At 63.2% G+C, this 23741-nt stretch carries 28 protein-coding genes; 17 read left to right on the top strand and 11 right to left on the bottom strand.

Annotated features, from left to right (window positions below):
* Window position 1: 1 nt before the first annotated feature.
* From dapA to trpA, 3 genes are all read right to left on the bottom strand, one after another.
* Window positions 2–883 (bottom strand): 4-hydroxy-tetrahydrodipicolinate synthase, encoded by an 882-nt coding sequence (dapA, locus tag HAHE_RS15555; protein WP_338685687.1) that lies wholly within the window; start codon window positions 881–883, stop codon window positions 2–4.
* A gap of 90 nt (window positions 884–973) precedes the next feature.
* Complete coding sequence (dapF, locus tag HAHE_RS15560; RefSeq protein WP_338685689.1) at window positions 974–1786, bottom strand: diaminopimelate epimerase; 813 nt, start codon at window positions 1784–1786, stop codon at window positions 974–976.
* Window positions 1787–1813: 27 nt separating this feature from the next.
* On the bottom strand, window positions 1814–2608 hold the full coding sequence (trpA, locus tag HAHE_RS15565) for a tryptophan synthase subunit alpha (protein ID WP_338685691.1): 795 nt from the start codon (window positions 2606–2608) through the stop codon (window positions 1814–1816).
* 116 nt (window positions 2609–2724) lie between these two features.
* Between trpA and nuoB the strand changes: the two genes are divergently transcribed.
* From nuoB to HAHE_RS15580, 3 genes are read left to right on the top strand one after another with little or no spacing between them, the layout of a single operon-like run.
* Window positions 2725–3264 carry an NADH-quinone oxidoreductase subunit NuoB gene (gene nuoB / locus HAHE_RS15570; RefSeq protein WP_338685692.1) on the top strand — a complete coding sequence of 180 codons (540 nt, stop codon included), beginning with the start codon at window positions 2725–2727 and terminating at the stop codon, window positions 3262–3264.
* Between the two features lie 5 nt (window positions 3265–3269).
* Entirely contained in the window at window positions 3270–3839 is a 570-nt protein-coding gene (locus tag HAHE_RS15575) for an NADH-quinone oxidoreductase subunit C (protein ID WP_338685693.1), read from the top strand.
* 28 nt (window positions 3840–3867) lie between these two features.
* Window positions 3868–4617: a rhomboid family intramembrane serine protease gene (locus HAHE_RS15580; RefSeq protein ID WP_338685694.1), complete on the top strand. Its 750-nt coding sequence runs from the start codon at window positions 3868–3870 to the stop codon at window positions 4615–4617.
* On the opposite strand, the gene HAHE_RS15585 is transcribed toward HAHE_RS15580, so the two are convergent.
* The gene (locus HAHE_RS15585; protein WP_338685695.1) at window positions 4618–5451 is read right to left on the bottom strand and encodes a hypothetical protein; all 834 of its coding nucleotides are present in this window, start codon (window positions 5449–5451) and stop codon (window positions 4618–4620) included.
* A gap of 125 nt (window positions 5452–5576) precedes the next feature.
* Here HAHE_RS15585 and galE point away from each other — a divergent pair, with 125 nt between their 5' ends.
* From galE to HAHE_RS15605, 4 genes are all read left to right on the top strand, one after another.
* The gene (gene galE / locus HAHE_RS15590; RefSeq protein ID WP_338685697.1) at window positions 5577–6578 is read left to right on the top strand and encodes a UDP-glucose 4-epimerase GalE; all 1002 of its coding nucleotides are present in this window, start codon (window positions 5577–5579) and stop codon (window positions 6576–6578) included.
* 84 nt (window positions 6579–6662) lie between these two features.
* Window positions 6663–7346, top strand: coding sequence for a prepilin-type N-terminal cleavage/methylation domain-containing protein (locus HAHE_RS15595; RefSeq protein ID WP_338685699.1), 684 nt, complete (start codon window positions 6663–6665; stop codon window positions 7344–7346).
* Window positions 7347–7352: 6 nt separating this feature from the next.
* Window positions 7353–8063, top strand: coding sequence for a prepilin-type N-terminal cleavage/methylation domain-containing protein (locus tag HAHE_RS15600; RefSeq protein ID WP_338685701.1), 711 nt, complete (start codon window positions 7353–7355; stop codon window positions 8061–8063).
* 11 nt (window positions 8064–8074) lie between these two features.
* Window positions 8075–9010, top strand: a complete 936-nt coding sequence (locus HAHE_RS15605) for a type II secretion system protein (protein ID WP_338685703.1) — start codon at window positions 8075–8077, stop codon at window positions 9008–9010.
* Here HAHE_RS15605 and aroB read toward each other — a convergent pair whose 3' ends face one another.
* Window positions 9011–10096 (bottom strand): 3-dehydroquinate synthase, encoded by a 1086-nt coding sequence (aroB, locus tag HAHE_RS15610; protein ID WP_338685704.1) that lies wholly within the window; start codon window positions 10094–10096, stop codon window positions 9011–9013.
* A 52-nt stretch (window positions 10097–10148) separates the two neighbouring features.
* A complete protein-coding gene (locus HAHE_RS15615; RefSeq protein WP_338685706.1) occupies window positions 10149–10787 on the bottom strand; it encodes a 3'-5' exonuclease in 639 nt (212 codons plus the stop codon).
* Window positions 10788–10872: 85 nt separating this feature from the next.
* Between HAHE_RS15615 and HAHE_RS15620 the strand changes: the two genes are divergently transcribed.
* The 6 genes from HAHE_RS15620 to frr are packed head-to-tail and all read left to right on the top strand — an operon-like array spanning window position 10873 to window position 15364.
* Window positions 10873–11763, top strand: coding sequence for a hypothetical protein (locus HAHE_RS15620; RefSeq protein ID WP_338685708.1), 891 nt, complete (start codon window positions 10873–10875; stop codon window positions 11761–11763).
* Between the two features lie 45 nt (window positions 11764–11808).
* Window positions 11809–12441 carry a nucleoside monophosphate kinase gene (locus HAHE_RS15625; protein WP_338685710.1) on the top strand — a complete coding sequence of 211 codons (633 nt, stop codon included), beginning with the start codon at window positions 11809–11811 and terminating at the stop codon, window positions 12439–12441.
* Window positions 12441–13388 (top strand): methionyl-tRNA formyltransferase, encoded by a 948-nt coding sequence (gene fmt / locus HAHE_RS15630; RefSeq protein WP_338685711.1) that lies wholly within the window; start codon window positions 12441–12443, stop codon window positions 13386–13388. Before HAHE_RS15625 ends, fmt begins: the two co-directional genes overlap by 1 nt.
* A gap of 39 nt (window positions 13389–13427) precedes the next feature.
* Entirely contained in the window at window positions 13428–13967 is a 540-nt protein-coding gene (locus HAHE_RS15635; protein WP_338685713.1) for a hypothetical protein, read from the top strand.
* A gap of 54 nt (window positions 13968–14021) precedes the next feature.
* Window positions 14022–14759, top strand: a complete 738-nt coding sequence (gene pyrH / locus HAHE_RS15640) for a UMP kinase (protein ID WP_338685715.1) — start codon at window positions 14022–14024, stop codon at window positions 14757–14759.
* A gap of 38 nt (window positions 14760–14797) precedes the next feature.
* Window positions 14798–15364, top strand: coding sequence for a ribosome recycling factor (gene frr, locus HAHE_RS15645; RefSeq protein WP_338685716.1), 567 nt, complete (start codon window positions 14798–14800; stop codon window positions 15362–15364).
* A gap of 61 nt (window positions 15365–15425) precedes the next feature.
* On the opposite strand, the gene HAHE_RS15650 is transcribed toward frr, so the two are convergent.
* The 3 genes from HAHE_RS15650 to scpB form a co-directional block, all read right to left on the bottom strand.
* A complete protein-coding gene (locus HAHE_RS15650; RefSeq protein WP_338685717.1) occupies window positions 15426–16364 on the bottom strand; it encodes an exosortase/archaeosortase family protein in 939 nt (312 codons plus the stop codon).
* Window positions 16365–16489: 125 nt separating this feature from the next.
* Window positions 16490–17563, bottom strand: coding sequence for a prephenate dehydratase (gene pheA / locus HAHE_RS15655; RefSeq protein WP_338685719.1), 1074 nt, complete (start codon window positions 17561–17563; stop codon window positions 16490–16492).
* Entirely contained in the window at window positions 17560–18315 is a 756-nt protein-coding gene (gene scpB / locus HAHE_RS15660; protein WP_338685720.1) for an SMC-Scp complex subunit ScpB, read from the bottom strand. The genes pheA and scpB overlap by 4 nt, the downstream gene beginning before the upstream one ends.
* Before the next feature lie 203 nt (window positions 18316–18518).
* On the opposite strand from scpB, the gene HAHE_RS15665 reads away from it, so the two are divergent.
* The 4 genes from HAHE_RS15665 (at window position 18519) to folE2 (ending at window position 20496) form a co-directional block, all read left to right on the top strand.
* On the top strand, window positions 18519–19181 hold the full coding sequence (locus HAHE_RS15665) for a TraR/DksA family transcriptional regulator (RefSeq protein WP_338685721.1): 663 nt from the start codon (window positions 18519–18521) through the stop codon (window positions 19179–19181).
* A 35-nt stretch (window positions 19182–19216) separates the two neighbouring features.
* A complete protein-coding gene (gene rpmG, locus HAHE_RS15670; protein WP_338685722.1) occupies window positions 19217–19390 on the top strand; it encodes a 50S ribosomal protein L33 in 174 nt (57 codons plus the stop codon).
* A gap of 18 nt (window positions 19391–19408) precedes the next feature.
* On the top strand, window positions 19409–19651 hold the full coding sequence (gene rpsR, locus HAHE_RS15675; RefSeq protein ID WP_338685723.1) for a 30S ribosomal protein S18: 243 nt from the start codon (window positions 19409–19411) through the stop codon (window positions 19649–19651).
* A gap of 68 nt (window positions 19652–19719) precedes the next feature.
* The gene (gene folE2 / locus HAHE_RS15680) at window positions 19720–20496 is read left to right on the top strand and encodes a GTP cyclohydrolase FolE2 (protein ID WP_338685724.1); all 777 of its coding nucleotides are present in this window, start codon (window positions 19720–19722) and stop codon (window positions 20494–20496) included.
* A gap of 93 nt (window positions 20497–20589) precedes the next feature.
* Here the strand turns inward: folE2 and HAHE_RS15685 are convergent, their stop codons facing one another.
* Entirely contained in the window at window positions 20590–21096 is a 507-nt protein-coding gene (locus tag HAHE_RS15685; protein WP_343218214.1) for a peptidylprolyl isomerase, read from the bottom strand.
* Window positions 21097–21281: 185 nt separating this feature from the next.
* The gene (locus tag HAHE_RS15690) at window positions 21282–23741 is read right to left on the bottom strand and encodes a BatD family protein (RefSeq protein WP_338685726.1); all 2460 of its coding nucleotides are present in this window, start codon (window positions 23739–23741) and stop codon (window positions 21282–21284) included.

Raw genomic sequence — 23741 nt, forward strand, 5'->3', positions numbered from 1 at the left:
GTTAGAGAAGGTCGAAGCTCTCGAGCAGTTCGCGGAGCGCGGACGACTTCGTGGATTCGAGTCCGACGAGCGGCAGGCGGAATTCGTTGGAGCAGTGGCCCTGCATCGCGACGGCTTCCTTGATCGGTACCGGATTGGTGTCGAGCGACATCAGTCCGCGGAATAGCGGATACCATTGCTTCTGCATCGCGAGCGCCTCGTCGTAGGACCCGTTGAGGCAGGCACGGACCAGTCGGACCATGACGTCGGGAATCAGGTTGGAGGCGACGGATACGAGTCCGACCGCGCCGCACGACATGAACGGGAGCGTGAGCGGATCATCTCCCGACAGAATGGCGAAGCCGTCGGGCAGGGCCTGGACGAGTTGGTTCACCCGGTCCACGCAACCGCCGGCTTCCTTGATGGCGACGATGGTCGGGCAGTCGACCGCGAGCCGTGCGGCGACTTCCACCGGGATCGGGATCGCGGAGCGGCCGGGCACGCTGTAGAGCATCACCGGCAGTGCGGTGGCGTCGGCGACCGCCTTGTAGTGCTGGTAGAGCCCCTCGGCCGACGGCTTGTTGTAGTAGGGGCAGACCTGCAGCGTGCCCGTTGCCCCGGCCTTTTCCGCGGCAATCGTGAGTTCGACGGCCTCGGCGGTGGCGTTGGCGCCGGTACCGGCTACAACTTCGCACCGGCCATTGGCGTAATCGACCGCCAGTTGGATGACCTCAATGTGCTCGGGTGTGTTCAGGGTAGGTGACTCACCGGTGGTGCCGACGGGCACGATGCCGTCGATCCCGGCAGCGACCTGGCGGTCGATCAGGGCCTGGAACGCGGGGCGGTCAATCTGGCCGTCGCAGAAGGGAGTGATGAGGGCGGTGTAGGTGCCTCGGAAGCTCATGGGCGGAGGGTGGACGTTGAACCTCGAACGTCCAACATCGAACGTCGAAGTCAGTTGAAAAAGAGGGGTTCGGGAGGTGCGGGCCGGGTTTCAGATCTCGATATCGCCTTCGAAGACGAAGTCGGCGGTGCCGGTGAGGGTGACCTTGGTGAACTGCTGCTCCCCGGTCTTCTCGAATCCGATCTCAAGCGTTTCGCCACCCTTCACGTCGACCTTGACCGGGGCCGGGGCTCCGGTGAGCAGGTGATGCATCAGGGCACAGGCGACCATGCCGGTTCCGCAGGCCAGTGTTTCGTCTTCGACCCCGCGCTCGTAGGTGCGGATCGCGATGTGCCCGGGGCTGAGGACGGTGGCGAAGTTGGCGTTGGTGCCTTTCGGGGCGAATCGTTCGTGATTCCGGATGGCGCGGCCGTGGCGGACCACGTCGGTGTTCTCGAGGTCGTCGACGTAGGCCACGACGTGGGGCACGCCGGTGTTGACGCTGTGAAGGGTGGCGTCGAGGCCGTCGACCGAAGCGCCGCTGTCCATTTGCAGGTCGACCGGGTCCGACATCGCGATGCGGATGTTTTCATCGACGATCTCCGCGGCCAGCGTGCCGGCGATCGTTTCGAACGTAACCTGATCGGGTGCTTCTTCCATTAGGGCGGCGGTGAAGCGGCCGAAGCAGCGGGCACCATTGCCGCACATCTCGGCTTCGCCGCCGTCGGCATTGTAGTAACGGAACTTGAAGTCGGCACCGTTTTCGGCGGGCTCGACCGCCAGCAGTCCGTCGGCTCCGACGCCGCGGTGGCGGTCGCATAGAAGCTCGATCTGATCGCCGGTGAGGTTCAGCGAAAGGTCGCGGTTGTCGACCACGACGAAGTCGTTGCCGGCACCGTTCATCTTGTAGAAGTGCAGTAGCATGGGAGCTGGGAGTTGCAGGGCGAAGGATTACGCACCGTGAGTGGCATCGATCAAGGGTGCGACGAATTCACGGACCGCCTCGGCGGCGCGGTCGGGGTGAAGTTCAATCTGTTTGACGATGGCCGAGCCGACGATCACCCCGTCGCCGGCTTTCGCAACCATGGCGGCCTGCTCGGGAGTCGTGATTCCGAAGCCGACGCAGACCGGCGTTTCGGTGTGGGCGGTGATCCGGGCGACCTGGTCGGCGATCTGATCGGACGGTGCTCCATGGGCGCCGGTGACGCCGGTGCGGGAGAGCGCGTAGATGAATCCCTCCGAGCCGTCGGCGAGAAGCGTGACCCGTTCGTCCGGGGTGGTCGGAGCGATCAGGCGGATGTGCCGGAGACCCTCACCGCGGGCGAGTTCGGTGTTCTGCGCGGCCTCGTCGGGCGGCAGGTCGAGCAGCAGGATGCCGTCGGCCCCGGCCGCGGCGGCATCGGTGTGGAACTTCTCGTAGCCGTAGGTGAAGACCGGGTTGAGGTAAGTGAAGAGCACGATGGGCGTGTCGTGGGTCTTCCGGAACTCGCGGATCAGGTCGAGGACGCGTGGCGTGCTCATGCCGGACTTCAGGGCGCGGTCGGCGGCGAGTTGGTTGACGATGCCATCGGCCAGCGGGTCGGAAAACGGCACGCCGAGCTCGATCACGTCGGCGCCGGCGTCGGCGAGTGCGCGGACGACCTCCAGCGAGGCGTCGAAGGACGGGTCGCCGGCGGCGACGTAGGCGACAAAGGCCTTTTTCCCCTCGGAGCGCAGGCGGGCGAAAGTGGCATCGATGCGGTTCATGGGCGGGCGGGGGTGATAGGGCCGGAAGCGGCATTTGGCAATCTTGGGGAGCTTGTGAAAACTTTCACAAACCGCTTGAGGGTCCGCTGGGGGCGGGGCAATGTCGCCCCGCAGCCATGGTTTCCGACAACAGTCAGCTCGCCCACGCGGCCTACGACTCCAAGATCGAGGGCAACGTGATTTTCACGCGCGTCGATGCCGCCATCAACTGGATGCGGAAGAACTCGATGTGGCCGATGCCGATGGGCTTGGCCTGTTGCGCGATCGAAATGATGGCCTCGGCCTGCTCGCGCTTCGACCTGTCGCGTTTCGGGATGGAGGTGATGCGATTCTCGCCGCGTCAGGCCGACGTGATGATTGTGGCGGGCACGGTGACCTACAAGATGGCGCTCGCGGTGAAGCGGATCTGGGACCAGATGCCGGAGCCGAAGTGGTGCATCGCGATGGGCGCGTGCGCGTCGAGTGGCGGCATGTATCGCAGCTATGCGGTGCTGCAGGGGATCGACCGCCTTATCCCGGTCGACGTTTACATTTCCGGCTGCCCTCCGCGTCCCGAGGCTCTGATCGAGGGACTGATGAAGGTTCAGGCCAAGGTCGAGGGCGTGAAGGCCATCGAGGAGCAGAAAAAGGAATTCTTCGAAGATCTTTCCTCCTGAATCCGATGTCGGCCGTCAAAGATTCCGAATCCCTGAAGGAGAAGTTCGGCGACAAGGTCGTCGAGACCGTCGAGTTCCGGGGCGAGCACACCGTGGTGGTCGAACTGTCGGCCCTGGCCGAAGTGCTGGCGACCGCGAAGAACGATCTCGGCTACGACTTCCTGCTCGATATCTCGAGCCTCGACCACTTCGGAGAGGACCCGCGCTTCGAGATGGTTTACGAGCTGGCGACGACCGATGATTCCAAGCATCTGCGCATCCGCGCCAAGGTGGGCGAGGACCAGGAAGTTCCGACCGCGGTGAAACTCTGGGACGGAGCCGAGTGGCACGAGCGTGAGGTCTACGACATGATGGGCATCCGTTTCGCGGATCATCCGGATCTGCGTCGCATCCTCATGTGGGAGGGCTACCCGTTCCATCCCTTGCGCAAGGATTTCCCATTGGCCGGTCGCCCGAGCGAGATGCCGGACGTCGCCTTCACCGGAGTCGCGCCACTGGAAGGCGGGCCGTTTGTGACGTCCCCGGGAAGCGGGGATCCGGTCAGCCGCGAGCCACGCTCGCGCGAGATCGACTGATTTCCCGGTTTTCGAAAGCCTCCGAGCCATGCACCGTCCCGACTTCATGAGCGGACGTGTGTCCAGATGGCGGGAACTCGGGGACGATGTGTTGGCCGCGAAGGCGACGCTGCTGCTGGTGCTCGTGCTAACCGGGATCCAGCTCGGGATCGCGATGCTCGGTGGCGTCGATGGCGTGCCCGCTATCTACCAGGATTTCGGGCTGAGCCGTGCCGGCATCCTCAGAGGTCAGATCTGGCAGCTCGCCACCCATGGCTTCCTCCACGGGGGCTGGTTGCACCTCGGTTTGAATGTCGCGGTGCTGCTGGCGGTGGGGACCCGGATTGAGCGGATCGGAGGCTTCGGATTGTGGTGGCGGGTGCTGCTGGCCGGGTTGTTGGCCGGCGGTGCCATGCATCTGGTGCTCGGAGGGGCCGGCGAATCGGCGCCCTGTCTCGTCGGCGCTTCAGGTGCCGCGGTCGCGGCGATGCTGTGGCTGACCGGAGTCTCGCCGGGCTCGAAGATGTGGCCGGTGCCGTTGTCCGGTCAAAGCCTGGGCTACGGGCTGCTGCTCTCGGCAGGACTGCTGGCGATCATGAATCCCGCCCTTGGTGTTCCGTTGCTCGGCACTTGGGGCGAACACGCCGACACATGGGCGCGGGGATCCCTGTTCGGTGCCTCGCATGCCTGCCATTTCGGAGGAGGAATGGCAGGCTTTCTGGGTGCCCGCTGGACCTTGAGGCCGCGGGTCACCCTTGAAAAACTCCAGCGTGATCGAAGACGCCGGGAGGGAGCCTGATCAGCGGTTCTTCCGCTTCTGGTTCCAGTTCTGCAGAGCCTCTTTCTGCTTCTGATAAGCTTGGGCCTGCTGCTGGCGGGCGTTCGACATCGCGTTGCGAAGTTGCTCATTCCGCTGCTTCTGGGCCTGCACGGCGCTGTTCACCGGCTTGTTGTAGCCTGACCGCTGGACGTTGTTGTTCTGCGGCGGATTGTAGTTCTGGCGCGTACGCTGGTTGTAGTTCTGCGGAGGCTTCGGTTGCGTGACCTGGGGCGAGAACCGGCCCGGCGCCACCGTTTGTCCTTGGTAGTTGTTGCCCCGGTTGGCCCGGCTGTAGGCGTTCCGCAGCTGCTGGTTGCGGATCTGCTGGTTGGCCTTCGCGACTTGGAAGTTCGACGCGGCACGGGCGCGGGCATTCTGCCAGTTGGCGGATGCTACGGCTTGGTTCAGCCGGACCTTTTCCGCCCATTGGTAGTTGCGCGCCTTCAGCAAAGCGATCCGGTCCTTGTAGCGATCGATCTGGTTGTAGCGGACATTCCTCGGAGGAGGGCAGGTGCCGTGACCGCTCCATCCGTAGGGGTGGGGGACATGGTAGACGGGCTGGGGGCAATAGCCGCTCGGATAGTAGCCTCCCAGCCAAGGGTCGTAGTAGGCGCTGCGGCTGCGGTCGTAGTAGCAGCGCACCTTCGAGTCATAGAACCAGTTGTCGCTGCTGGTGTGGATGAAAGCCGTGCCGCCGCCGCTGTAGCCGTAGGAGTCGGCGTAGCCGTAGCCGCTGGAGTAGGGGTCGTAGTAGCAGGAGCTGAAGAGCCCGGCGCCTGCCGCCACGAGGGCGATTTGGAAAAGTCGTTTCATTTCGGTCAATGGGACGGTTCGGATGTGGCGGATATTCAACGAAATTCGCGGGTCATCCCCGCTGGGCGGGGTTGACAGGCTGGAAGGCGGTCCGTTTGCTCGCCGCAGCAAAATCCCCGAATCTGATGTCAGCGTCCATACTTGTTACCGGCGGTGCCGGCTACATCGGCTCCCACACCGTTCGCCTGCTCGCGTCGCAGGGATTCCGGATCGTGGTGCTCGACAACCTCGTCTTCGGGCATCACGACGCGATTGTCGACGAATCCGTGGAGTTGGTGGTCGGTGAAATCGGAGACCGGGCGCTGCTTGAGCGGCTGTTCGACGAGCACGGTTTCCAAGCTGTCGTCCACTTCGCCGCTTACGCCTACGTCGGTGAGTCGGTTACCAATCCACTCAAATACTACCGCAACAATACGGCGGAGCCTCTCACCTTGCTGGAGGTGATGCAGGACCGGGGCTGCAAGAATTTCGTCTTCTCTTCGACCTGCGCAACTTATGGGGTCCCGGCGGCGATTCCGATCACCGAGAGCAATCCGCAGGACCCGATCAATCCCTACGGCAGAAGCAAGCTGATGCTCGAGTGGGTGCTGCGCGACTGCGAGCAGGCATGGGGCCTTAAGAGCGCCTGCCTCCGGTATTTCAATGCGAGCGGTGCCGCGGATGACGGCAGCATCGGGGAGGATCACGACCCGGAAACCCACCTGATTCCCCGCGTGCTGATGGCCGTGACCGGTGAAATCTCCCATGTCGACGTCTTCGGGACCGACTACCCGACGCCCGACGGGACCTGCATCCGGGACTACATCCACGTCGCCGATCTGGCCGATGCCCATGCCAAAGCCCTTTCCTATCTTGCCGATGGCGGTGACTCGGTCCGCTGCAATCTGGGAACCGGCGTCGGGGTTTCCGTGAAGGAAATCATCGAGGCGGTCGAAGAGGTCACCGGAAAAGAAGTGCCGGTGAAATACGGCCCTCGACGGGAGGGTGATCCGCCGCAATTGCTTGCGGATCCCCAATTGGCCAAAGACGTCCTCGGCTGGGAGGCAGCGCACAAAGACGTGCGGGATATGGTTCGCTCAGCTTGGGCTTGGATGAGCGGCCCGAATCAAGGACACTATCGAAAATAAGGGGATGCACGTAATCGCGATGTAATCACATTCCCGCTTGCTTGCGCCCAATAAATGAGCTCAATTTCCCTAAACCCAACGTTCATGGACATCAAACCTCACCTTTCGCGCAAAGGCTTCACATTGGTGGAGCTTTTGGTCGTGATTCTGATCATCAGCATTCTCCTGACCATCGGTTCGGTCGCGCTGCGCGGCAGCGGTGGCAAGGGGGTTTCGACCGCGATCGCCGCGACCGAGGCGCTGTTTGATGAAGCCCGTTCGGTAGCGGTCGGAAAAGGGACCAATACCCGGATCCTCATCGATATTGATGATGCGACTTCCGAGTCCTATCTGCGTCGAATTGCGATCGCTTATGAGGAACTTGATGACGACGGCAAGCCGACCGGCGATTGGAAGCTCTCCAGCCGGGCCTACACACTTCCGGACAAGGTGTTCTTCAGCCGCACCTTCAGCCGCCCCGACCACGATGGTGCCGGTGGCTCGCTCGAGGAAATGAACCTGACGGGCGCCGGCGGCTTCTACGACGGCAAGTATCTTTACTACGAGTTCAACTCCGAGGGCATCTGCACCACGGGCCTCTCGGGCAGCAACTACACCGGGCCGAGCTTCGTGATCGGAAGCGGCGCCCGGGCGATGGGGCAGGATCCGAAGACCACCAGCGAAGGCAGGCGGGATTTTGCGGGCTTCGTCATTTGGCGCAACGGTTCAACCTCGGTGTTCCGTGACCCGACCCAGATCATCGGCAACTCCGACCCCCAAACCTTCTAACTTATTATGCGTATCCCTCAGCTGAAGAACCGGGGTGGTTTCACCCTGATGGAAACGGTCATCGCGATCGGTGTGCTCGCATTGCTCCTGACGGCCTTCCTCGCGGTGTTCGCGCCCGCTGCCCAAGGCATTCGCAAGGCGATCAGTGTCCAGGAAGCCGACCGGCTCGCCTACGCGCTGGAACGGGAACTCGTGACCCTGCGCTCGGACGACACCGACGACTTCGATACCGGCTTCGAGAAGGCCTACCAGTGGATCGAGGAATCCGCCGACTCCAGCAAAGCGCTGTTGATTTACCAATACCGTGGAAATCCTGGATCCATCCGGTCCGACGGCACCATGGAGCCTTACAAGGGTGACGGCGTTGCCGGTCAGGACTTCATCGTCCAACCCGTCGTGCGCCGCCGTGACTCGGCAGAGCTTCAGGAAGACCTCAAGGCCCTCGAAGGGCGTGTTTTCACGGCAAGGTTGACCCAACTCGTCTTTGATGGCGGTGAGCTCCGCAAGGGTACGGCGGGCACGATCAGCGATCCGACGCCGGGCGATGGTGACACCGCCTCCGGAGCGGGAGCCGACGGTTATCCGGAGGCCTACATCGCCTTCGCTGCGGAATTCTTCTCGGTGCCGAACTCATCGTACACCTACATCCGGGACCGGCTCGACCTCGACCAGCTCGAGAACCCGATCTTCACCCGTAACCTCGCGGTCCGCCGCTGATTCCGATCCCTATGAAAACCCACTTTTCCAACCGCCGCTCCTCGGGCTTCACTCTGATCGAGTTGATGGTCGCGATGGGGATCACCGCCATCATCATCACCGTGCTGGTGACGATCACCGGCGTGGCGACCGACACGTGGACCCGCAGCCGGTCCGAGATCCGCGCTTCGCGTCAGGCCAAGACGATGCTCGACACGATGGCGAAGGACTTCGAGTCGCTGGTTTCACGCCGCGGAAACAATTTCGAATGGCTGCATGCCGCGATCGTTCAAGGTGGCAATCTTCCGAAGGTTGCGAAGAACCAAGGATCCGCAGCCGACGCGGTGGGTGTGACTTTCCTGACCGCGGCGACTGACCGCTACCTCGGACAGGTCGGCGATCCGAATGTCGACAAGGGTGGGGACGTTTCCTGTGTCTCCTACCGCCTGCGCTTCAAGGATCCCATCGACGGCGGCAACAACAAGCGCACCTCGACTTTCGTGCTCTACCGCCTGCTCGTGAATCCGGACGACACCTTTAAGGATCTTCTTGGAAAAGACGACCTTGAGGACGCCTTCAGCAGCTACGAGACGAATGTCGACGACGAGGAGAACTTCATCTGCGAGAACGTCCACCAATTCACGATCACCTTCCACGTTGAGATCTCCAAGAGCAGCGGGTCCTCCGGCGCCAGCGTTCCTGAGACCGTCCGTGTCACGCTCAGCAGCGATCAGTCACAGGGCGAGTTCAGCCTCACCGGCAGCGGCATCGACAGCAACATCAGCGTGAGCGGTGTGACGACCGACGAGCTGAAGGCGGGCCGCCTGAAAGCGGTTGAGATCAGCATGTCGGTGGTTTCCGACGCCGGAATCATCCGCATGAATGCCAGCGGCCAAGGTCTCTCGGAAGACGACTACGCGCGCAACGTGTATCACTACTCCCGGATGGTCGAGCTGCCGGGAATGTGATCAGGGCTCGGACCTGAGGCTTTCGATCGCCTCGCGAAGGTCGTCGAGGTCGAGGGACTTGTCGACGTAGGCATCACCCGCCGCGCGCAGGAGCACGAAGCGGATCTGGCCCGCGACGAATTTCTTGTCGCGCGACAGCCGGTCCAGCACCGCCTCGGTCGTGATTCTCTCGTCGAGCCGGACCGGAAGTCCGAAGCGCTTGAGAAGGCCGAGAACCTTTGCCGCCGTGTCGTGGCTCAGGCCGGCGTGTTTCTGACTGAGGTACAGTGCCGCCCGCAGGCCTAGTGAAATGGCTTCGCCGTGCAGCAGTTCGCCGTAGGGAACAGCGGCCTCGATGCCATGGCCGATCGTGTGGCCGAAATTGAGCAATGCCCGGGTGCCCGACGTCTCGTGTTCGTCTTCCTCGACGATCCGCGCCTTGATCGCGATGTTGCGGGCGATCAGGTCGGCCGGTACGGCGGTCGAGTTGGGATCAAGACCCATGAGTTCGTCGAGCATGGCCGCATCCCGGATGGCGGCATGCTTGATGACCTCCGCGAAGCCTTCGCGAAGTTCGCGGGAGGGTAGGGTAGCCAAGGTCTCCGGATCGACGAGAACGAGCCGCGGTTGGTGGAAGGCGCCAACCAGGTTCTTGCCTTCCGGCAGATTGATTCCGGTCTTTCCTCCCACTGACGAGTCGACTTGGGAAACAATGGTGGTCGGGATCTGCACCAGCGGCACACCCCGGAAGAAAGATGCCGCTGCATATCCCGCGAGATCGCCCACCACGCCGCCTCCGAGTGCGACGACCGATGACGAGCGGTCATGCCGTGAGGCCGCCATTTCGCTGCACAGCGATGCGAGTTGACCGAAACCCTTCGAAGCCTCGCCCGCGGGAATGACATGCAGGGTCGTCTCGAAGCCCGCCGCCTCAAGTGATCCGATGAGCGTTCCTCCGTGATGCTTCGCGACGTTCGAATCACTGACGATGGCAATCCGCGAGCCGATGCCGAGCCGGGCGATCCGCTCTCCCGCCTCGCGAAGGAGTCCGTTCTCGACCACGACGTCGTAGGCGCGGTCGGCGAGATCTACGTGGACGGAAGGCATGCCGGGAACAGACCAGAGCGGGCCAACCGGAGGCGAGCGAAAACCGCGGCTGCTACGGCCGCCGCAGTCGGTGCCACTCGCTGAGGTCCGGGCGGAGCAGGCACTCCAGTGGACGGTCGGCGAGTTCGAAGGCATCGACGATGTTCCGAAGCAGGAAAAGCGAGGCTGCGGCGTCGAAGAGGGCATCGTGCCACTTCCTCGCCTCAATGAATTCCCGCAGATCGTCGACAAGCCCCCGGTGCTCGCAGAGCGCGGAGAGCGAGTGGGATCCGAGGTCGGGCCACGCCGCGCGGGCCAGCAGCAGGGTGTCGATCCAAGGACCGAATCCATGCCCCGGGAACGCGCGGAGGAAGCGTTTTTCCGTGCCTTTCCCATGAGCGACCACGACAGCTCCGCCCAGCCGTTTGCGGAGGGTCGGCCAGAGCTCCTGAAGGCGCGGCGCACCGACGAGATCCTCGTCGCGGATCCCGTGAACCTTGCGGGCCGACCAGGTGACGGGGCGGTCGCTGCGCAGGTAGGAGACGAAGGGTTCGGTCATGCCGTGCTCCGGAGTCCACGACGCGATCCCCACCTGCACCGGGATGTCCGTCAGCCCGCGCGCGGCTCCGGCGGACTCGAAATCGATCGCCGAGTAGCCGAGGGTTCGGATGGGTGACTCCGGATTCATCCGCACCACCGATGGGTCCGCCACGGGGCGGAGGGAAGCAGATTCCTTCAAAAGGCATTCGAACCGGTGCTTGCCAAGCCGCCGGGTGTCGCGAATGGTCCGGCGTCGGATGTCGGAGGGACGAAAGCCTTGGTGGCTATGGCCAAATCTCCTGAGCCTCGACGCACCCTTGGTCGCGATGGCATGGCTCTTCATGTTCGCGAAGGCATGGCAGGTGAACTACCTCAAGTGGGAAGCCTATGCGGCGCTGGGTCTCGGGGTGTGGGTGATCTACGTCTGCGACCGGCTGATCGACCAGCGTCTCCGCGATCCGAACGACCCGTCTCTCGGCGAAAGGCATACTTTCCATGCGCGGCACCGGCTGTGGTTCATCGGCGGGGTCGTGCTGAGCCTCTGCCTGATTCCTTGGTTCGTGCTGACCGAATTGCCGGTCGAACTCCTGCTGTCGTACTCCGCGCCGGCCGTTGGGCTGGTCGTCGCGTTCTTCATTCTCGTGATCGCGGTGCCGCGGGAGGGTGAGGTTCCTTATCTGCGCAACCTGATCGCCGGTCTCGCCTTCGGCTACGGGACCGCGATGATGGCCCACACGTCGGTCCCGTCGCAGGGGATGATGTCGATGGTCCTCTCGCGCGAAATGATCGCCTTCGCCGTTCTCTGCGTGCTGAACATCACGGCGATCCATCTTTGGGAGCACTCGAGGATGTCTTCCGATCCGGAGGTCAAGGCGGCGGACGAGATGAGCCTGACGCTGCCTCTCACGCTCCTCGGCGGCAGCGCGCTGGTGTTCGCGTATTTCGACAACCCCGGAATGTTCGGTCGCGGAGTGGACGGAGCCAACGCCCCTGCGCGCCCGTTCTTCTATGCGGTGCTGATCTCCGCGGCGCTGCTGCAGGTCCTGAACCGGACCCGCCGGCGTTTCTCTCTGGATGCGCTGCGGGTGATGGCGGACGTCGCGCTTGTCGTCCCGCTTCCGCTTTTCCTCATCTTCTCGCAAGGCTGATCGGGCTTGCGGCCGTTTGGGCGGATCCCTAGGGTGCCCGCCTTCATGAGCAAGGCATTCGACGTTCGCAGACCGGCATTCCTGATCCTCGGGGCTCCCGGGGCGGGGAAGGGAACCCAGGGAAAGGTTCTCGGTTCGATTCCACGGTTTTTCCACTGCGCCTGCGGTGACGTCTTCCGCTCGCTCGATACGCGGACGCCGATCGGCAAGCGCTTCGTCGAGTACTCAAGCCGCGGCGAGCTGGTGCCCGACGAATTGACGATCGAACTGTGGAAGGCCCAGGTCGAGAACTGGGCGGAGTCGCACGTCTACAAGCCGGATATCGATTTCCTCATCCTCGACGGGATTCCGCGGAATGTCGACCAGGCCAGGATGATCGACAAGTTCCTCGAGGTTCATCAGGTCTTCCATCTCTCGTGTCCCGACCGCAACGAGCTCGCCCGGCGCATGCGCAAGCGGGCCCTCAAGGAGAACCGGATGGATGATGCCTCCGACCGGGTGATTTCGAACCGGATCGCGACCTACGAGGCCGAAACGAAGCCGATCCTCGAGCACTACTCGGAAGCGCTGGTGACCAATATCGATGCGACCAAGCCACCGGTTGAGGTGCTGGGAGACATCATCGCCCGAATCATCGAGTTGCCTGCCTACCGTTCGATCGGTAAGGAAATCGGCTGATGCCATCCCCACGGATCGTCTTTCTCGGTACGGGCGATATCGCCCTGCCGACCTTCCGCTGGTTGCTCGGATCCGACCATCCGCCGATCGCGCTGGTCACGCAGCCTGATCGTCCCGCGGGGCGTCGGCGGCAGCTGAAGGCGCCGGCGATCAAGACTCTGGCTCTCGACGCGGGGCTGGAGATCCTGCAACCGGAGAAGGTCAGGGATCCGGAAGCGCTCGGACAACTCGAGGCGTTGGCGCCCGACCTGATCATCGCGATGGCTTACGGGCAGATCCTGCCACAGCGGCTCATCGATCTGCCGAAGTTGGGCTGTGTGAACCTCCACGCCTCGCTGCTGCCGAAGTATCGGGGAGCGGCCTGCATCCAGGCGGCGATCGATGCCGGCGACGCCGAAACCGGGGTGACGCTGATGCACGTCGTGAAGAAGCTCGATGCGGGGGATGTGATTCTGGCCAAACGCACGCCGATCCTGGCGGACGACACCGGAGGATCGGTGCACGATCGTTTGTCCGAAGTGGCGGTCGAAGCGATGCGCGAGGGTTTGCCGTTGTTGCTCGAAGGATCCGCGCCCCGGTTCCCCCAGAGCGGACTGGGTGAAGTCAGCCACGTGCCGAAGCTGGAGCGGGACGCCGGGAAGATCGACTGGTCGTGGCCGGCGAACCGTCTTGAGCGAAGATTGCGCGCCTACGATCCGTGGCCCGGCTGCTGGTGCGTGTATGGGGACTCCGATGCCCCGAAACGCCTGAAGCTTTATCCCGTCTCCGGGGTGGTCGATCTCGATGCGGAGCCTGGCGAGTTCCGTGAAGTCGACGGGGCTGTGCAGGTCGCCTGTGGCGAAGGCGGCCTCGTGCTCGGTGATGTGCAGCCCGATGGCGCCCGCCGGATGACCGCACTCGACTGGTGGCGCGGGTTGCGCCTGTCCGGGCCGGGACGTCTCGGTTGATTCCGTCGGGGCGAAATGCCAGACTCTCCGCTACCTTCCATGAAGCTCCTCATTGCCCTTGCTCTCTGCGCCGGTTCGTTGTGCGCCACGACCATTTCCGTGGTGCCGGTCTTCGAGCCTCTCAGTCTCCACGGAACCGACGTCGATGAGGCGGTCAGCGAAACCGGTGAGGCCTTGCAGGCGACGGTGATGTCGCGGCCGATGGCATTGAGCGGAGCGTTTCCCGAGACCCTGATCGAAGCCGTCCGCACGCCCCATCGGCTGCCATCCAACGATCCGAACTACGTGGTCGACGAGGCCAACCTGCTGGTCCTTTGTCGGATCGGGATCTCGGCCGAGATGGACGAGGACGGGATACTCGTCCAATTCAACGTCGCTGACCTCGCGATTCCCCAAGGGATCGACCTCACCGTGAGGCAGGTTCTCAAATTGGGAATTGTCGCTGTCCGCAAGACGGTGGAGGCCTATCAGGCCCCGCAGACGGACAAGCTGAAGGTCCGCGTGAGGATCCTCGGAACCGATGAGGGGACCGATTCCCTGCGAGAGCTCGATTGTGAGTTCGAGGTCAAGGGATCCTGATGGGTTTTGCCTTTGCAATGACCACGGCGGGCGCTTGGATCGGCCCAAGCAGCAATGAGTAGCCAGTCGCCCTCCTCCAAACGCCGGGTCATCCTGAAATTGAGTGGGGAGGCCCTTCGGGAGATCGGTAGTACCGACAACATTTCGCCGGAGATCGTCGACCGGATGGCGAACGAGGTGAAGGAAGCGATGGGCTCCGGGAAGGTCGAGCTGGGCATCGTGGTCGGTGGCGGGAATTTCTGGCGGGGAGCCGCCGCAAGCGCCCGTGGCATGGACCGCGCGACAGCCGACTACGTCGGGATGCTGGCCACCGTGATGAACGCCCTCGCCTTGCAGGGCGCGCTCGAGCACAAGGGCGTGCCGTGTGTCGTGCAGTCGGCGATCGAAATGAAGAACGTCGCCGAGACCTTCATCCGCCGCAAGGCCGTGCGGCATCTTTCCGAAGGCAGGGTGGTGATCTTCGCCGCAGGCACCGGAAGCCCCTTCTTTTCGACCGACACGACCGCAGCGCTTCGGGCCAGCGAGATGTCGGCCAATGTGGTCCTGAAGGCGACGATGGTCGACGGGGTTTACGACTCCGACCCGAAGAAGAATCCGGATGCCAAGCGGTTCGACCGCGTCACTTTCCGCGAGTGCATCACTCGGCAGTTCCAGGTCATGGACTCGACCGCGTTCAGCCTTTGCATGGACAATCACATTCCCATTGTGATCTTCGATCTCCAGAAGCCGGGCAACGTCGCCGCCGCGCTCATGGGCGCGGAGATCGGGACGATTGTCGACGGCGGTGACTGACTCATCCCACAAGCCGATTCCACCAACCCATCCGCGTCATGGACCCAGAAGTATCCCTACTCGAGACCGAAGAGAAAATGCAGAAGGTGCTGGAGCACCTGGTTCACGAATTCGCTTCGGTGCGGACGGGCAAGGCATCGCCGGCGCTGATTGAGAACATCGATGTCTTCGTCCACGCCTACGGCAGCCAGATGAAACTCAAGCAGCTCGCCGTGATCAGCGTGCCCGAGCCGCGGATGCTGACGGTGTCGCCGTTCGATCCCTCCACCACCCAGGAGATCGAGAAGGCGATCCGGGAGTCGAAGCTCGGCCTCAATCCGGTCGCCGGCGACCGGTCGATCCGTGTGCCGATCCCCGAACTGTCAGAGGAGCGGCGTCGTGAGATGACCAAGCTGGTCAAGCAGCTCGGAGAGGAAGCCAAGGTGGGCATCCGTGCCGCCCGCAAGGACGGTATGGACGAAGCCAAGAAGATGAAGGCCGACAACGATTTGACCGAGGACGGCCAGAAGGATCAGGAAGCCGAGGTGCAGAAGCTGACCGACCGCTTCGTCAAGGAGATCGACGACCACGTGGCCCACAAGGAGGCCGAAGTGATGAAGGTCTGAGGTTGCCTCGTGTCCAGCGTGGCCACCCGAGGTCGGATAGACGGTCCGTCCAGCGCCTACGTCAGTTTTTTGGGACTTGGCCGATCTGGGAATACAGGTGGCTAAGCTTCGGGAATTCTCGTTTCAGAAGCGCGTGGGTCGCGTATATCAGAGTCAACGCGACCGGGTAGAGGAGTAGCAGACCTGACCAGTCCCACCACTGTCCTTGGGCGAACTCTGGATCTCCATGCTCATAGATGACGAAGATCGAGGTGAGTCGTAGACCATTGCCGATAATCTCGATGGGCACGACCGCCAAGATCAACAGCAGCTTCTTCCACGGTGCCATTGTGGCCAGACAAGCCCAGACGGAGGCAACCAGCATCAGGATCTTCAACGAGAAGTTTCCGCCGCAGATTTGGGAGATCTCCAGCGGAGGTAAACTCCCCGGGCTTGAGAAAACCACCGATCCACTGACGTTGACTTCGATCCCAAACCAGCTCGTGGTGATTTGGCAGAGCTTGGTCGAGAAAACCTCTAGGAATTGGCTGAAACGCCACAAGGAGGGAAATGGAATTGCCAAGACGAGAAGGAAGAGTGGAGAAAACGAAAGTTTGGCGACTTTCCATCCCCAAAAGTACCAGGCGCTACCCCAAAGGAGCATTGGTAAGGACAGGACTGCGATGCGCGGTTGAGGGATGCGATGGGCAATGAAAAACAGGCAGGCTGCGATCAGAAGAATCGGAATTGCTTTTGAAGACGAGGGGCCGATCGAGCTTCGCAGGGATCTCCAGCGCCAGATGAAAAGCGCGAGCATAATGAATGGAATGCAATGCGCGTGTTCGTAGCCTAACTCCACGTTCCAGCTTGATCCAAGCCATGTCAGTGCGGCCATTTGTTGGTCTGGTCCGAAACCGGGCATGACCCAGTAAAGACCCGCCGCGAGGACAACGGTGAGGCTGACGCCGAGCCACTCGCAGACTATCGAGGCACGGGAGCGGAGTTGCGGAAGTTCTTCCACGGATTGAATCGTGAAAGGATTGGCGAATTCTCGCTGGCCCGTCAACGCAACCCTTCGGCCGTATGCGGGGGATACCGCTGGATGGCGAAAACCCCGGAAGGACGTCGGGGAGCAGGACAGGCGGCTCAGTCGCCCGTGGTGTCGGGGTAGGACCCGAGGATCTTCACGATCGAGCAGTGCTTCTCGAGCTCGCCAATGGCATCGCGGAGCTTGTCGTCATCGCAGTGTCCGGCGAGGTCCACGTAGAAGACATACTCCCAGTCCTTCCGCTTCGACGGGCGTGACTCGATCTTCGACATGTTGATGTCGAAGTGTTCGAACGCCTGCAGCGCGCGCACCAGCGAACCGGGTCGGTCGTGGATGGCGAAGAGCAGCGAAGTGCGGTCATTGCCGGTGGACGGGCAGGTCTTCTCGCCGATCACCAGGAAGCGGGTGGTGTTGGTCGCGCGGTCCTGGATGCACTCCTCAAGCAGGGTCAGGCCGTTGAGTTCGGCGGCGAGCGGGCCGCCCAAGGCGGCCGCGCCTTCGGATGCCTTTTCTTTGGCGATCTGCGCCGCCCGCGTGGTGGACGAGACCTCGACCAGATCGGCATCGGGGAAATTCCGCAGCAACCATGAGCGGCACTGGCCGAACACCTGCGGATGCGAGTAGAGGGTACGGATGTCCTCGCGTGGAATGGCCGCCATCAGGCCGTTCTCGATCCTCAGAAGGATCTGCGCGCAGATGTGGAGCGGGGAGTCGACGAACAGGTCGAGCGTGTGGGAGACGGCACCCTCGGTGGAGTTCTCGATCGGCACCACGCCGTAGTCGGCCTGGCGTCGGCTTACCTGATCGAAGACTTCGGCGAAATTCGGCTGCGCGCTGTAGGCCACCGAATGGCCGAACTTCTTGATCGCCGCTTGATGGGTCCATGTCCCTTCCGGTCCGAGGTAGGCGATCTTGAGGTCGTCCTCAAGGGCCAGGGCAGCGGACATGATTTCGCGGTAGATCGCGCGGATGGATCGCTCGGGCAGCCGGCCCTTGTTCATCTCGACCAGCTTCCGCAGCAGCGCTTCTTCGCGCTCGGGAGCGTAGATCTGAAGCCCGTCGCGCTTCTTCACGACGCCGACCTCGTGGACCAGATCGGCCCGCTGGCTGAGCAAGTCGAGCAGCTGCCGGTCGATGCGGTCGATGTCCTTGCGGATGTCGTCGAGATTCACGATTCGCCGGCGGGGTTGGTGACGGTTTCCTCGGTCGGCTCGGCATCGCCTTCCTCTGGGGCAGCTTCACCGCCCTCGGCCGCTTTCAGCGCCAGTTGTTCTTCCGGGCTCGGCTCGGCATCTTCGGGAGCGGGTTCCGGAAGCTGGACCTTCCGCAGTTCGGCGGAATTCGGCAGATCGTCGATCGAGCGGATGCCGAAGTGTTCGTAAAAGATATCGGTCGTTTCGTAGAGCAGCGGTCGGCCGGGGAGCTCCGCGCGGCCGCCAATCCGGACCAGCTCCCGGTCGAGGAGCTTCTGAAGCATGCCGTCGCACGAGACGCCGCGGACCGCCTCGATCGCCGCCTTGGTGATCGGCTGGCGGTAGGCGATGATCGCGAGGGTTTCCATCGCCGGGGCGCTGAGGCGCTCCGGCCGACGCCCCGGGAATAGTTGGCGCACGAATTCGCCGTACTCGGCCCGGGTGAAGATCCGCCAGCCTTTGGCCCGCTCGCTCAGGCTGAAGGCGCGTCCTGCGGCTTCGTAGGCCCGGTTGAGTTCGGCGATGGCGGCGACCACCTGTTCCTCGCTCACGGCTTCCAGCTCCCGCAACCATTCCGGCAGCGGTTCCGGGTCCTCGCCTTCCTCGACCTGACGGGCCCGGACATCCTCGGCCTCGGCGACGCGCGAGCGCACCAGACGCGCGAGTTCTTCGGAGGAGAGGGCGTCGTCGGACGCGGTCAGGAGGGCTTCGATGATGGAGCTGAGTTGCATCGCAGGGCGCGCAGCTTAGGCAAGAGGGGAGGCAGTTCAAGCGTGCTGCTGCGGATTGACAGGGTGCCCGGCGGAGTTCGCGCAAGGATCAAAGAAATTTCAACTTGCAGCGGAGCCGAACAGGCGCTAATCGACCGCGCCCCGTTGGTTCCGACCCGCCTCAGGCGGTCCGGACGGGGGCAAGTTTCTGACAAACTCAATCCATGGCAGCGAAGAAGAAGACGGCGAAAAAGGCCGCAAAGAAGGCCGCGAAAAAGGCGGCGCCGAAGAAAGCCGCGAAGAAGGCGGTGAAAAAGGCCGCTCCGGCGAAAAAAGCAGCCAAGAAAGCCGCTGCGAAGGTCGCCACGACCGCCGCCAAAAAGGTTGTCAAAAAGGCCGCGAAGCCTGCCAAGCCCCAGAAGCTGACGGCTTTCGCCTCCAAGCAGCGCCAGCGCCTTCTCGAGTTGCGCGACGAGCTCGTTGACGCGATGTCCGGCGTGACCGGTGAGATCCGCAACGGCCCGGAAGGCAGCGAGGCCTCCGGTAGCGGAATGCACCAAGGTGACGCCGGTAGCGACGCCTACGACCGCGACTTCGCCCTCAGTGTCCTCGCCAAGGAGCAGGACGCCCTTTACGAGATCGAGCAGGCCCTGCGCCGGATCGAGCGCGGGACCTACGGAACCTGCGAAATGTCGGGTGAAAAGATCCCTCAGGCCCGTCTCGAAGCCATCCCGTTCGCCCGCCTGACGGTCCAATGCCAGGCCGATTGGGAGAAGGAATACGGAAACACCCGGTTCCGCCCGAAAAGCGAGGTTGGCTTCAGCAACGGCCACCTTTCCGACGACGACGATTCCGAATCGGTTTCGCTTGACGACGATAAGGATTGAACTAGTCTCCGCCTCCCAACTTTCCAGCCGGTCCCATGCCACGCGAAATCATCATCCTCGAATGCACCGAAGCCCGTCCTGAGGGCAAGTCGCCGTCGCGCTACGTGACGACGCGCAACAAGAAGAGTCTTCGCACGCCGGGACGTCTTGAGAAGGTCAAGTTCAACCCGGCGCTCCAGCGCCGCACGCTCCACCGCGAGCTTCGCTAATCCCCGAATCTTTTTCCCATGTCCGAACCGAAGACCGTTGAGCGCCGGATCGCCTTCCGCAAGGCGAACCGCACCATGCCCCGCCGCCGTCTCGACATCCCCGTCGAGCAGGTGGTCTACACCAATCCCGACCTTCTTGCGAAGTTCACGTCGGACACCGGCAAGATCCTTCCGCGTCGCGTGACCGGGGTTTCGGCCAAGCTTCACCGCAAGATCACCCGCGAGATCAAGCGCTCCCGCGCTGTGAATCTCATGCGCTGATCCGGCGGGAGACTTCAGACCCTCTCGAACAAGGCCTGCCCGTGAATCACGCGGCGGGCCTTTTTCATATGAAGGAACTCAAGGATACGCAGAACGAGCGCGACGACCGCAACCTCGCGATCGACCGGGTCGGGGTGAAGGGACTGCGGTTTCCGGTGGAAGTGCGCGACAAGGACGGCTCCGTCCAACGCACCGTGGCCACGGTCGCGCTGGCGGTGGATCTGCCCGAGCACTACAAGGGCACCCACATGAGCCGCTTCGTCGAAGCGCTCAATGCCCACGGCGGCTGCCTCGATGTCCGCTCGATGGCCGGGCTGCCCCGCGAGCTGCTGGAGCGTCTCGATGCCCGCAAGGCCCACGTCGAGTTCCAGTTCCCGTTTTTCCGATCCAAGCCCGCGCCGGTGACCGGCAAACACGGGCTGATGGATTACGAGGTCCGTTTCGAGGTCGAGGCGGAGAAAGACGGCCACGTCGACTTCGTCGTGACCGTGATGGTGCCGGTCGCGACCCTGTGCCCGTGCTCGAAGCAGATCAGCGAGCGAGGCGCCCACAACCAGCGGGGGGTGGTGACCTACTCCGTCCGTTTCCGTGAGCCGATCTGGATCGAAGACCTGATCGCCTTGGTGGAGCGCTCCGCGAGCTGCGAACTCTACAGTCTGCTCAAGCGGCCGGACGAGAAGGCGGTCACGGAACGGGCCTATGACAATCCGGTCTTTGTCGAAGACCTCGTCCGTAACGTTGCGTCGCGATCCAACGGCCACGAGGAGATCCTCTGGTACCGGGTCGAAGCGGAGAACTTCGAGTCGATCCACAATCACCAGGCCTACGCGGTGATCGAAAAGTAGGGGCGGCCGAACTTCTGCCGTCGGCCGACGAAAAAGCCCGAATCCCGGACGAACCGGAATTCGGGCGCTGATAAGAGTCCCGATTCGGGAAGCTTACGGCTTGGCGTCGAGGATCTGGTTCCAGTCGGCGAGTTGTGCCTTCTCCTTCTCGAAAAGGGCATCCGTGGGATCGAGAACCTCGATGTCCTTGATCTTGTCACCGATGGCGATCGAGTTGACGACGTCCTGTCCCTTGGTGACTTCGCCGAAGACCGAGTGGCGGTTGTCGAGGTGCGGCGTCGGAACGTGCGTGATGAAGAACTGCGACCCGTTCGTACCGGGCCCGGCGTTGGCCATCGACAGGATGCCGGGCTTGCTGTGGCGGAGGGACGGCTCGAACTCGTCCTTGAACTTGTAGCCCGGGCCACCGGTGCCGTTGCCGGCGGGATCTCCACCCTGGATCATGAAGTTCGCGATGACCCGGTGGAAGGTAAGGCCGTCGTAGTAGTCGCGCTTCGCGAGGTTGAGGAAGTTGGCGCAGGTGAGCGGTGTCTTGGTGGCGAACAGTGTCGCTTCGATGTCGCCCTTCGAGGTGACGATCTTGATCCGGACGTCCTTCAGTTCTTTCGGCTCGGCTTCAGCCTCGGCGGGAGCCTCTGCCCCGGCATCGGCAGTGGCGGCTGTGGGTTCGGCCGCGGCGGGTTCGGTGCCGGTCTGCTCCTTGGGTGAGCAGGAAAGAACAACTCCGGTCAGCAGGGCTGGAATGAATAGGTAGTGTTTCATGGTTGGTAAGAGAGGGAAGCCCGTCAGGCGCTCTTGTCGTCCTCGGTCGGTGCCGGGATTGCCGGCGGGACCGGATCGCCTTCGGGAATCAGTTTTCCGATCCGGCTCGTTTGGAGCCAGCCGCGGGTGTCGTTGGTGAAAGCGATGTAGCTCCATTCGCCGCGTTCGCTGACGACGCGGCACAGCGATCCGGCCGGTGCCTCGATCACGAGCGGAGCGTTGCGGGCGGCGTCGGTGCGGACCGACGCTCGGTCGGCCGTGATCACGGCCTGCTCGGCGAGGGGAGCGAAGCGGGCGTCGTCGGGGTAGTAGTACCACCCGCAAATCCCTGCACCCGTCAGCAAAGGAGAGGTGACCATGGCGGCGATCGCGACGATCCGGAGTCGCGAGCCGTAGCGGGTGGCCGGAAACACGAGCAAGCCGAGTCCGAGCATCCACGCGCCCGCCCAGACGAAGTTCTTCCAGGCGACCAGAGGCAGCTTCGCCAGCGTGTATTGGTAGTCAGGTCGCTTGATGGCGATGGAGCCGAACTTGCGCTCGAAGAAGCGGAGGTTCTGGCGCGCTTCCGCGTGCGTTTCATCGCGGCTCAGCGCGCGGCGCCAGTAGAGGGCCGCTTCACCGGGCACTCCGAGGCGGTAGGTCGCGTTGCCGATGTTGTAGAGCGTGTCGGCGGGCAACCGGTCGTAGGGTCCGCTTTCGAGCCAGATGCGGGCGGCTTCTCCGTAGCTCCCTTGTTCGTAGGCGGCGAGGGCGTCGGGTTCGCCGTCGGCCGGTTCCGTGGCGGGCATGTCCTCGGCGCGGAGCGTCGGGCTCAGGCAGGCCAACAGCACCAGAACCGGCAGCGCCAGCTTGCGCAGCCCGCGCAGGACGCGCTGGCGTTCGGACCGGCTGACAGACTCACCTTCCACCTCTTCGGTGAAACAGGTTTGGTCGCGCTTGGCGAGGATATCCCGGGTGACGGGGTCCTCCCGGTCACCCAGCCATCGTTCCACAAAGTGGCCGGTGGCGCGGTAGAAACCCCGGGCATCGGACGGTGCCCGGTCGAGTTTGCGGAGTTCGCGCATCCGTGCGACTTCATCGGGGTCCTTGTGGAATCGGGGGAACCAGTGGAGCTGCAGCATCCGGAAGAAAAGGATCACCGCGATCGCCGCAGGGATCAGTTGCCACCACTTGGCGATGAGACCGTCCGTGCCGGCCGGTAGCAGCTTCGCGCCGGTGTTCACCAGGCCAAGGATGTCGGTCATCTCTTCCACCGGCATCGGCAGCGCCATCGGAACGGCCCGGTGGCCGGGTGCCGGATTGGTCGACGGCAGCATCTTGAGCGGGATCGAGTTGCTCAGGAGGCGGACGTATTCCTCGGTTTCAGGGTCGAAATAGACGAGGCGGAATGGCGGGATGGCATTTTGCGGGCGCAGCGGCCGCATGAACTGCCGGAAAGATGCCGCGCCCTGGATCGCCCGCCGCTCTCCGAGCTGCACGCTGCTTGGCGGGTAAAGTTTCCAGCCCTCGGAGTCGATGGGCTGGGGCGGATCCATCGTGTCGAGATTGCCGGCTCCGCTGACGATGATGTTGACGTTTACCGGGTCGCCTTCGCGCACCTCGGTTTCGGAGGCGGTGACGGACAACTCGAATTTGCCGACGGCGTCCTTGAAGCCTTCAGGGGCACCGCCGGGGAGATCGCGGGCGTTCAGGGTAAGCGGGGAAATCACCAGATTGGCGGGGGCGTAGAACGCGCTGCCGAAGTCGCGGACCGAAGTCTGCACCGTCATGAGGCGGAGCTTCGCAGGCCCGAGCCGCACTTCGCCGGAGCGGGTAGGGGACAACGTGCTGGGGTAGCTCACGGCGTAGTAGCTGGTGCCGAGTAGATTGGCACGGCCGAGCGACGGACGCGGCTCGAAGCGCCAGGCCGCAATGCCGTCACGCTCGAACTCCGGAATGCCCCAGTCCTCGACGCGTTGGTTCGCGGGAAGGTAGATCTTGAGTTCGGTCGGCAGGACCTCTTTGACGAAAGGCTGGTCGTCGATCGTGCGGAAAGCCGCAGCGTAGCGCATGTTGGTTCCACCGACATCGACAGTCGACCACTCGAGGTCCGTCTCGTGATAGATCCTCACCTTGACCGGCGCGCTGGAGGTCGTGGCACCATCGCTGTCGAGAACGGCCGGAGGGATCGTGTAGGTCCCCGGTTCGTAGCTGGTCACGGCATAGCTGAAAACGAACTCGCGGCGGCGGCCGAAGCTCATCCGCGGTTCCGCGCCGTAGCCGACGGGACGGATGCTGAGATTCGGAACCTCGGGAATGGTGAGGCGGGCCCGCGGATTCAGCGCGCCTTCCACCACATACTCGAGGATCGCCTGCTCACCCTTGACCAGGAACTGGGAAGACATTCGCACCTCAAGCTGGGCATGGGCGAGCGAACTGGCGGCTAGCAGCAGTGCAGTGGCCAGCCAACGTCGGGCGCGGGTGATCGGGGATCTCGGGAACAT

This window comes from Haloferula helveola (assembly GCF_037076345.1).
Lineage (GTDB): Bacteria > Verrucomicrobiota > Verrucomicrobiia > Verrucomicrobiales > Akkermansiaceae > Haloferula > Haloferula helveola.

What these genes read in the sequence shown, in the direction of transcription:
- dapA (WP_338685687.1), bottom strand. Translation starts at nt 883, where the DNA reads ATGAGCTTCCGAGGCACCTACACCGCCCTCATCACTCCCTTCTGCGAC.
- dapF (WP_338685689.1), bottom strand. Translation starts at nt 1,786, where the DNA reads ATGCTACTGCACTTCTACAAGATGAACGGTGCCGGCAACGACTTCGTC.
- trpA (WP_338685691.1), bottom strand. Translation starts at nt 2,608, where the DNA reads ATGAACCGCATCGATGCCACTTTCGCCCGCCTGCGCTCCGAGGGGAAA.
- nuoB (WP_338685692.1), top strand. Translation starts at nt 2,725, where the DNA reads ATGGTTTCCGACAACAGTCAGCTCGCCCACGCGGCCTACGACTCCAAG.
- HAHE_RS15575 (WP_338685693.1), top strand. Translation starts at nt 3,270, where the DNA reads ATGTCGGCCGTCAAAGATTCCGAATCCCTGAAGGAGAAGTTCGGCGAC.
- HAHE_RS15580 (WP_338685694.1), top strand. Translation starts at nt 3,868, where the DNA reads ATGCACCGTCCCGACTTCATGAGCGGACGTGTGTCCAGATGGCGGGAA.
- HAHE_RS15585 (WP_338685695.1), bottom strand. Translation starts at nt 5,451, where the DNA reads ATGAAACGACTTTTCCAAATCGCCCTCGTGGCGGCAGGCGCCGGGCTC.
- galE (WP_338685697.1), top strand. Translation starts at nt 5,577, where the DNA reads ATGTCAGCGTCCATACTTGTTACCGGCGGTGCCGGCTACATCGGCTCC.
- HAHE_RS15595 (WP_338685699.1), top strand. Translation starts at nt 6,663, where the DNA reads ATGGACATCAAACCTCACCTTTCGCGCAAAGGCTTCACATTGGTGGAG.
- HAHE_RS15600 (WP_338685701.1), top strand. Translation starts at nt 7,353, where the DNA reads ATGCGTATCCCTCAGCTGAAGAACCGGGGTGGTTTCACCCTGATGGAA.
- HAHE_RS15605 (WP_338685703.1), top strand. Translation starts at nt 8,075, where the DNA reads ATGAAAACCCACTTTTCCAACCGCCGCTCCTCGGGCTTCACTCTGATC.
- aroB (WP_338685704.1), bottom strand. Translation starts at nt 10,096, where the DNA reads ATGCCTTCCGTCCACGTAGATCTCGCCGACCGCGCCTACGACGTCGTG.
- HAHE_RS15620 (WP_338685708.1), top strand. Translation starts at nt 10,873, where the DNA reads ATGTCGGAGGGACGAAAGCCTTGGTGGCTATGGCCAAATCTCCTGAGC.
- HAHE_RS15625 (WP_338685710.1), top strand. Translation starts at nt 11,809, where the DNA reads ATGAGCAAGGCATTCGACGTTCGCAGACCGGCATTCCTGATCCTCGGG.
- fmt (WP_338685711.1), top strand. Translation starts at nt 12,441, where the DNA reads ATGCCATCCCCACGGATCGTCTTTCTCGGTACGGGCGATATCGCCCTG.
- HAHE_RS15635 (WP_338685713.1), top strand. Translation starts at nt 13,428, where the DNA reads ATGAAGCTCCTCATTGCCCTTGCTCTCTGCGCCGGTTCGTTGTGCGCC.
- pyrH (WP_338685715.1), top strand. Translation starts at nt 14,022, where the DNA reads ATGAGTAGCCAGTCGCCCTCCTCCAAACGCCGGGTCATCCTGAAATTG.
- frr (WP_338685716.1), top strand. Translation starts at nt 14,798, where the DNA reads ATGGACCCAGAAGTATCCCTACTCGAGACCGAAGAGAAAATGCAGAAG.
- scpB (WP_338685720.1), bottom strand. Translation starts at nt 18,315, where the DNA reads ATGCAACTCAGCTCCATCATCGAAGCCCTCCTGACCGCGTCCGACGAC.
- HAHE_RS15665 (WP_338685721.1), top strand. Translation starts at nt 18,519, where the DNA reads ATGGCAGCGAAGAAGAAGACGGCGAAAAAGGCCGCAAAGAAGGCCGCG.
- rpmG (WP_338685722.1), top strand. Translation starts at nt 19,217, where the DNA reads ATGCCACGCGAAATCATCATCCTCGAATGCACCGAAGCCCGTCCTGAG.
- rpsR (WP_338685723.1), top strand. Translation starts at nt 19,409, where the DNA reads ATGTCCGAACCGAAGACCGTTGAGCGCCGGATCGCCTTCCGCAAGGCG.
- folE2 (WP_338685724.1), top strand. Translation starts at nt 19,720, where the DNA reads ATGAAGGAACTCAAGGATACGCAGAACGAGCGCGACGACCGCAACCTC.
- HAHE_RS15690 (WP_338685726.1), bottom strand. Translation starts at nt 23,741, where the DNA reads ATGTTCCCGAGATCCCCGATCACCCGCGCCCGACGTTGGCTGGCCACT.